The sequence below is a fragment of the Pseudaeromonas sp. HNCC25DJ182 genome (assembly GCF_055413365.1).
This window is the reverse complement of sequence record NZ_JBVAYG010000001.1, coordinates 415,034-422,996: the sequence shown is the minus strand read 5'-3', so window position 1 is coordinate 422,996 and position 7,963 is coordinate 415,034. Positions and strand designations below refer to the sequence as shown.

Here is a 7,963-nt window from a genome sequence, read left to right as displayed (position 1 = left end):
ACTCATCATTGTAACTCCCGCCAGAAAAAGTTCGCTTAACATAATAATCATCTCTTTAGTGGTTTAATTCTCTGCATGATCTTTATTTGTCCAGATATTGAAAAATAGGTTACTTTTAACGGGTCAATTCGAAAATAATTTGTCTGGTGTTTGCTGTTTTCATTTTTTTATGGACCATTTTCTCTATCTATCAAATCATTGCTAAATACAATAAACACTAGCTTTCATCGTCCATTTTCATTTGAAAGGTTGATGAATAACGATCGCTCAACGCAACATGTAATATTTAAATGGCATGGGGGAGAAGTATAGTTTGTATGTTTTAGTGGATTTTGTTTTGGGGTTTCTAAATGTCAGTATTGCCTGAAATTTTCGATCCGGGCAGGAAGTTCCTGGTGATAATTCAATATCAAAATAAGTGCTTTCTGTCCGTTCGTAGAGTCTTGGTATCTCATTGTTTTTCCAGGTGCTGATGAGGTTCTCAGAGGCAAACCAACTTGCAGGTATTGGTACTGCATCATGACGAATATTATAATCCACCCCTTCAGGCGTGGTGGCGGTTTCCGATACAAAACGACTAATTCTATCTATTTTACTGATGGTGCCATCATGTTTTACAAAATAACTTTTGGGTGGGATAAACTCAATGTCATTTTGCGACCAAAGCAATACTTCAAATTTGTTGTGTCCATATAAACAGGGCTTGCCTACGTCTGATTCAGCTCTGAAGATCGTTGAATATAGTTTGATATATATACCATCCCCCAAATATACAACCGGGTAGGGTTCATGACCGCTACTGACAATGCCGATACTGGAATAGTTCTGGTCGATAGTCGAGTAACTGCTGGCCACCCAATCGGTTGTTGATGATGCACAACCGCAGATCAATAAACACGCCAAACCAATTTTTTTAATCATATATATGCCTTGATGTGAAATTATTAATTGTCATGTGTTATATATGGTACTGATTTTTAATATTATTTTTTGGTTGTCGTTGAGTGTCACGCTTTAATTTTGTTTTTGTATTACGAACAAAGCTATGTCGTCAGGTAAATCTTTACAGATGTTAGTTTTATTTTTATCTATATCAAAGGTACCCCAATATATTTCCTTTGAAAGAAACATCTCTCTTCCGTAGAGTCCAATTAATGTGGATTGATCGTTTGATGTGGCAACTGGCATGAATGTGTATCCAATGTTTTTTATGTCAAAGCTAGGATTGAATTCAACTTTCTTCCCGTCTTTAAACCAAAATAAACCATCTTTCCCATTGCCATTAATCAAAACTCCAAATTTGTCTGTATATATTATGGGTGCGCCGTTGAAGTCAATCTTGTAATGATGTGTCTTTTTATGTATCAAGTCATAAATATCCATTGTTGGCTCGTTGTCTGAATCAAAAATCAAGACTAAGTGGTTGTTTTGTAAAAGTATTCTATCATATTCTCGGTATCTTATTTTTTGCTCAATCTGTTCATGCCATACACCCGCACTGCTTATTAATCTAATCAATGTATCCCTGTTATTCACAGCGTATATGGTGCCGTCGGTGATGGTGAATGAAGTTATTCCACTTGCGATTACAGATGTGTTTGAATAAAGATTTTCCTCGCTATCTATATACATAACAGCGTTATTTGTTGCTTCGCCATAGTACACCATTCCCAAGGTGCTTTCTATTTTGAATGGCTGTGGATTCTTTTTGTTTAAATTTGTTATTGTCCCCGATTTTGTAATGTAACGGATATCCGTAGTGTTATATCGCTCACATGAAAATGTTTTTGTTGTTGTCATTAAAAACAAAAATGAAAACAAAAAGGCAATATTAAATTTCATGGTGGTGTTCCAGTACCTTATTTTTTATGCCAGCATCCCTTTCATTGCATTCTATTCCTTCATAGGGTAATTAGATAATGTTCCATCCTGTTTTTGATGTTTCCATATTTTGTATGGACCATTTCCTCTTTCTATCAAGTCATTGCTAAATAAAATGGATACAAGCCTCCATCGTCCATTTTGATTTGAAAGGTTGATGAACAACGATCACTCAACGAAACATATAGTATTCAAATAGCATAGGTGAAAAATATAGTTTGTATGTTTTTGTAGCTTTTGTTTTGGGGTTTCTAAATGTTAGCATTGCTTGAAATTTTCGATCCGGGCAAGAGGTTCCTGGTGATAGCTGAATATAGAATGAAGTTCTTTCCGTCCGTTCGTAGAGTCTTGGTATTTCATTGTTTTTCCAGGCGCTGATGAGGTTCTCAGAGGCAAACCAACTTGAGGCGATTGGTACTGCATCTTGACGCATATTATAATTTTTTCCTGCTGGAGTTGTTTCTGTTTTCGAAACCCAGTGGCCAATTCTATCTATTTTACTGATGGTGCCATCATACTTCACAAAATAACTTTTTGGTGGAATAAACTCAATGTCACTTTGTGACCAAATTGAAGTCTCAAATTCATTGTGTCCATATAGACAGGGTTTACCCACATCTAATTCTGGTCTGAATAACGTTGAATATAGCTTGATATATATTCCATCTCCTAAATATACTACCGGGTAGGGCTCATGACCGCTCCTGACGACGCCGATGCTGGAATAGTTCTGGTCGATAGTCGAGTAACTGCTTGCCACCCAATTCGTTGTTGGTGATGCACAACCGCAGATCAATAAACACGCTAAACAGATTTCTTTAATCATATATACGCCTTGATGTGTAATGAGTTCTTGTCATGTTGCCCTGTGGGGGATTTATTTGATCTTTATTCCTTCGCCATTTTTATCAACGACAAATTCGATATATTTCAATCCGGAAAGCTCTGGTGATATAGCCACACATTGTGCGATATTTTCTTCATGGCCATTTAAATCAGACCAGCAATTTGCAACTTCCATATTCTTCCTTACTCCCAGAGTTCCGGAGCGATAGACATGGCCCAACTCCGAAAACACCATAGGATCTTTTCTGTCAACGAACTCTTTGAGTATTCTAATCGAGTAGTCGTTGTTTTTTGGGGCTCCTATTGTTCCTGGTTCTTTTTGCAAGCACTCATATAATATAAACAGTGCATTAGCTTCGCGCTGAGGGGCTTGTTTTAATGCCAGTGGACAGACTTTTTGAAAATCCAAATTTAAATAGTAGGTTTCAAGTTCTGTGTATTCAGCTCGTGGCTCTAGCATAAACAGCGAACACCCAGTCATAAAGCCCATTATCAACAGCATACAGCAGCTCTTCATTGTAAATTCCTTTTCCATTTATTCCTGATGGGCGGGTATAAAACAACTGCAGATCGAATGAAATCTATGTCTATTTTAATGAGGATGGCGGCTCGAGGCAGCCCCTACCGCTTGGAATAACAGGGCCACAAAATAGCTGTTCCGAATAGTCGATCCCTCACGATATCGACTTAGGTAGCGCTAAGCTGACCCTCCGCGCCAGGGATGGCGCTGTGCTGCCCCCAAGGATGGGTTTACGGCGTGTCAGCGTGTGCTTCCTTATCGATGGAGCACCATTAGGTTGGCCACCAGGCTGACTGTCTTAAGCATGGGATGGAACCCCTTTGGGGAAATGGGTGAAAAAAGCCATGGCTACCGCACGGTCATAAAGAGAAAACCGGTGTGGGTCAATCGGCGCTAGAGTAATAGACCTAGTGGGACTCAACAAGCCGGATTGGTGTGGCTTTGTGCGATCCAGCCGGTGGGTGCTGGTAGGAATCTCTGGGGCAGTTGGGGTTTTGATACACAATCTGCTGTGAACGGTGATCCGTTCTCTATCTCGCGGTCATTTATAGCGACTAGGCCGATTGACGATGGCGGGGCGGATCCTATGAAAACTGTGATTGAGCGCTAAACTTAGCGCCGGGCCAGCCGATACAGGAGTTGGACAGGAGGTGTCACTATGAGTGTTTCAGCGCCAAGTGGTAATGTCAGCCATGAACTGTTGGCAGCCGTAATGGCCAATCGCCAGCAGAAGGCTCAGGGGCAGGCTGCGTTGGAGTTGGTGCAGGGGGTTGCCCAAACAGCACCGTCTGCGACTCCGGCAAAACCCGCATCCGGGTCGATTGGCAGCAATATTGACATCCATGTCTGAACCTAGGTTCAGGTTGTGTGTCTGTCATCGAGGGAGGCCTGAGGCCTCCCTTTTTTTGCGTTGATGGTTTGCTTTGCGTCGGCGGTTTGCGTCTGTGGTTTGAGTCCGGATCGCTACTCTTTGCCGTAGACGTTGTTTTCCTGCTCCCGCACCCGGATAAAGGTGGTGCGTTTGGTCAGCTCCTTGAGGGTCGCCGCGCCGACATAGGTACAGGTTGAGCGCACGCCGCCCAGGATATCCCGCACCGTGGCATCGACCGGGCCACGGAACGGCAGCTCCACGGTTTTACCTTCCGAGGCCCGATATTCGGCGACGCCACCGGCATGTTTGCTCATGGCGGATGCTGAACTCATGCCGTAGAACTGCATGAAGCGACGACCATCGCGCTCGATGATGGAGCCACCACTCTCCTCATGGGCTGCCAGCATGCCGCCGAGCATGACGAAGTCCGCACCGCCGCCGAAGGCTTTGGCCACGTCGCCCGGGCAGGCACAACCGCCATCGCCAACGATTTGACCGCCCAGACCATGGGCGGCATCGGCGCATTCGATGATGGCCGACAGCTGCGGGTAACCCACCCCGGTCTTGACCCGGGTGGTGCAGACAGAGCCTGGGCCTATGCCGACCTTGATCAGATCGGCGCCGGAGAGGATCAACTCTTCGACCATCTCGCCGGTCACCACGTTGCCGGCACAAATCACATGCTCAGGAAAGGTATCACGCATCTTTTTCACGAAATCGACGAAGTGTTCGGCATAGCCATTGGCCACATCGACGCAGATGAAACGCAGCTGCGGGGAGAGGGCGAGGATGGTTTTGACCTTCTCGTAATCACTCGCCGATGTACCGGTCGAGACCATGACATGGCGCAGTACGCTTTCATCCTGGTGGGCAACAAACTCCTGCCACTCGTTGATGCTGTAGTGCTTATGGATGGCGGTCATCATCTCGAAACCGGCCAAGGCGCGGGCCATGGCAAAGGTACCGACGGTATCCATATTGGCGGCGATGATCGGTACGCCGCTCCATTGACACTGGGCGTGACGGAACGTGAATTCCCGCTCCAATTTTACTTGAGAACGGCTATTCAGAGTGGAGCGCTTGGGCCGAAACAGCACATCCTTAAAGCCGAGCTTCAAGTCTTCTTCGATACGCATAATGGTGATCCTTTTCTAAGCCGCAGCGTTTGCGGGCACAAAAAAACCGGAGGTTGTTGAGGCCCCCGGTTTTCAGCATTCTAGCCAGAATATCTTTTTGCGCAAGACTGATAATTTAGTCATTTTCTCCGTATGCTCGAGAGTTATACCCGTAGCATTCTGAAGGCTCTGGCCGGCTCAGGGCAGGACAAAGTGTTTGACCAGTGTCAGCTCACCAGCCTTGCGTAACGGAATGCGAAAACTCTGCTGTTGTTCGTTGGCTTCACCCTCATCGGTGACCACGCTGACCTGGGCCGTGGTCAGACTGGATTCATCCTCGCCACTGCCATAATAGTTGACGTAGACCAGATAGGTGCCCGGTTGCGGTGCCGCCGAAGAAAAGATCTCCGGTCCATAGCCGGTGGTCACATCCACATCCAGCGCGCCGCCGTTATCCAACACCCGATTGCCATAGAAGACGTGCTCACCATCCGGAGTGACCACGTGCAAGTCCAGATCGGTATTGTCGGTATCCCATGCCAGCAAGATGCGCAACTTGGGGCGCACCTGACCGCTCTGGGTATCATAAAACTGCACCCGCTTGCTGGCTCTGCCATCCGGGCTGCGCAGCTCCACGCTGTTGCTGCCGGCGGCAAACGAATAGGAGCGGGCAAAGCTGCCATCTGCTTCGACCCGTTGCGGCATCGCGATGCCATTGACCACCAGCGTATAGGGAGCCTTGGCATCCTTGGGGCGATCGTTGATCTGGCCGCGGATCAGACTGGCCTTGCCCTGATCCAGCGGTGCCGAGACCGAGTTGGCCGGATAGTGCACCTCTTGCAAATAGTGGTCAGGCTCGGCGACTCCCGCCCGCCAACCACCGGTCGGGTTGGCCAGCTCTATGGTTTCTGCGGCATCCAGTGCCAGCGGTAGCGTGGTCAGCAGGAGCAACAGAGCTCGCGTGGATGGAATCATGGTTCACCTCTTACCAGGCGTCGCGCCAGGTTCTCAATATAGGCTTCATCCTCACCGAGCGGGTGATGGGCAAAGGCCAGATGCAAATATTCGTGGGTGAGCGCGATGCGCCCATCCAGTGATGGATTGGGGCGGACAAAAATTCGCCGTGCCTGTTTGTCGGCATAGGGACGGCCCTGCCGCAGCAAGCAGATGCCCACCGGCTGGGGCAGGGCTTCGAAGCCGGGTTCGTCTTGCAGCCGACTGCGCCAGCGGGGAGCCTGATGCTGGAGCCAGCTCTGGGCTTCCGCCAGGGGTTGGCAGTCGGTGGTGCCGCTATCCTGGCTCAGCTGCAGGGTGGCGGCTGGATAGGCGCGCGCCAGGATCTGCACAAAATCCAGACCGGCCTGTTCGTCGGCCACCGCCTGCTGCCAGCTCATCTGGTTCGTCTTGGCGGTGTGGCTATGATATTGCACCTCGATACCTTGCAGCTGCAGATCCTCGGTGGTGCGCGCTGCAGCGATAGCTGCGGCTGTAGGAGCATGGGGGGAGACGCGCTGGAAACGGGAGCTATCGTCCAGTTGCAGACAATCCCCCTGATGGCGGGCTTGTTGATGCAGATAACTGCGGGCGGCGACGGCCAGCGCCCGGCTGGCCTGGGGATAGTGAGTATCCCCTTCGCGGTCTATGACTCGCGCCACATAATCGGCTTCACTGAATCGCCCCTGGATCTCGGGGGCGTGGCCTGCGGTCTGTTCCAGCCAGAAGGCTCCGGGCTCGGCTTGCCAACTTAGCTGCTGACCATTCTGGAAGTGCAGGGTGAACTTACCCTGCAAGGCACCGGGCGGTGCGTCCTGGCCTGCGGCATCCAGCACCCGGGCCAGCGGATAGCGGGCAAAGTAACGCACCCGCACGCAGCTGCGGGCAGAAGTGCTGTGGACGGCAGGGTTGCGAACGGTAAGTGCCGGTTGCTGGAGCAGGATCTCGGCCATTCGGGGGGCCAGTCGTTGAATGACCTGGGGGCTGCTGCCCAAGCCTGAAAACCATAACGGGGTGCCGTTGTCGCTCCAACCTGCGCCACCGCCTAGCGTTCCCCAGGTCGTCGTGGGCAGGGTGAAGGTCTTGGCCCGCACCAGCATGCCGAGCGCGCCCACACCGCCCTTGCCGCGCCCCTGCAACATGATAGCGCCGAGTGTGGTGCGGGTTTGCGCCTGCACCTGCTCCGGGATCACGGCCAGCGCGTGCAATAGCGAGCGAACGGAAACAGATTGCACTTCGTTCAATTGCGTCAGGTCGCTGAGCCAATTCGGGGCCTGACGGCTTTGCCAGTAGTGGCGCCAGGCGTTGGCCTGGAGCCCCAGGCGTTGCGGCGCAAAGTAGAGACCACAGGAGCGGATCAGTGCCTGCTCCCGGTTGATGCTCTCGCCGGGATCGCAACAATAGCTCTCCTGTTGCGGCTGGCGGCCCTCACAGCGCAGGGGCTGCTCTGGCTGATCGGTCGCGAGCAGATAGCTGTAGACAAACAGCTTCCAGACACTGCCCAGCGGCGTGTGCAAGCGGTCATTCAGCACCTGCGGTCCGGCAGTGGTATCCAACTGCCACAGCTGGGGCTCATCGCCGCCCAGCGCCAGACGATCCGGCCAGCTCTCTTGTACGTCGCCGCTACGTTCTTGCCCGTTGCCGCTGCGCTCTTGCTCATCGCCGAGGCTCTGGGCCCACAGCGGCGGGCTCAGAAGCAGAGTGGCAACAAGCAGCAACAGGCCGGGGGCGCGCATG

8 protein-coding genes are annotated in these 7,963 nt (G+C 50.4%); 1 reads left to right on the top strand and 7 read right to left on the bottom strand.

Annotation, left to right across the window (positions count from 1 at the left end):
* Positions 1–267: 267 nt before the first annotated feature.
* From ACZYUB_RS01830 to ACZYUB_RS01815, 4 genes are all read right to left on the bottom strand, one after another.
* Positions 268–921, bottom strand: coding sequence for a hypothetical protein (locus ACZYUB_RS01830; RefSeq protein ID WP_463945049.1), 654 nt, complete (start codon positions 919–921; stop codon positions 268–270).
* A 93-nt stretch (positions 922–1,014) separates the two neighbouring features.
* On the bottom strand, positions 1,015–1,842 hold the full coding sequence (locus tag ACZYUB_RS01825) for an immunoglobulin domain-containing family protein (RefSeq protein ID WP_463945048.1): 828 nt from the start codon (positions 1,840–1,842) through the stop codon (positions 1,015–1,017).
* Positions 1,843–2,053: 211 nt separating this feature from the next.
* Positions 2,054–2,707 carry a hypothetical protein gene (locus ACZYUB_RS01820; RefSeq protein ID WP_463945046.1) on the bottom strand — a complete coding sequence of 218 codons (654 nt, stop codon included), beginning with the start codon at positions 2,705–2,707 and terminating at the stop codon, positions 2,054–2,056.
* Between the two features lie 51 nt (positions 2,708–2,758).
* On the bottom strand, positions 2,759–3,262 hold the full coding sequence (locus ACZYUB_RS01815) for a hypothetical protein (protein ID WP_463945045.1): 504 nt from the start codon (positions 3,260–3,262) through the stop codon (positions 2,759–2,761).
* A 643-nt stretch (positions 3,263–3,905) separates the two neighbouring features.
* Between ACZYUB_RS01815 and ACZYUB_RS01810 the strand changes: the two genes are divergently transcribed.
* Positions 3,906–4,097 (top strand): hypothetical protein, encoded by a 192-nt coding sequence (locus tag ACZYUB_RS01810; RefSeq protein WP_463945043.1) that lies wholly within the window; start codon positions 3,906–3,908, stop codon positions 4,095–4,097.
* A gap of 113 nt (positions 4,098–4,210) precedes the next feature.
* On the opposite strand, the gene ACZYUB_RS01805 is transcribed toward ACZYUB_RS01810, so the two are convergent.
* The 3 genes from ACZYUB_RS01805 to ACZYUB_RS01795 form a co-directional block, all read right to left on the bottom strand.
* Positions 4,211–5,254, bottom strand: coding sequence for a GMP reductase (locus ACZYUB_RS01805; protein WP_463945041.1), 1,044 nt, complete (start codon positions 5,252–5,254; stop codon positions 4,211–4,213).
* A 177-nt stretch (positions 5,255–5,431) separates the two neighbouring features.
* On the bottom strand, positions 5,432–6,208 hold the full coding sequence (locus tag ACZYUB_RS01800; protein ID WP_463945040.1) for a DUF2135 domain-containing protein: 777 nt from the start codon (positions 6,206–6,208) through the stop codon (positions 5,432–5,434).
* Positions 6,205–7,962: a DUF2300 domain-containing protein gene (locus tag ACZYUB_RS01795; RefSeq protein WP_463945038.1), complete on the bottom strand. Its 1,758-nt coding sequence runs from the start codon at positions 7,960–7,962 to the stop codon at positions 6,205–6,207. The genes ACZYUB_RS01800 and ACZYUB_RS01795 overlap by 4 nt, the downstream gene beginning before the upstream one ends.
* Between the last annotated feature and the right edge of the window lies 1 nt (position 7,963).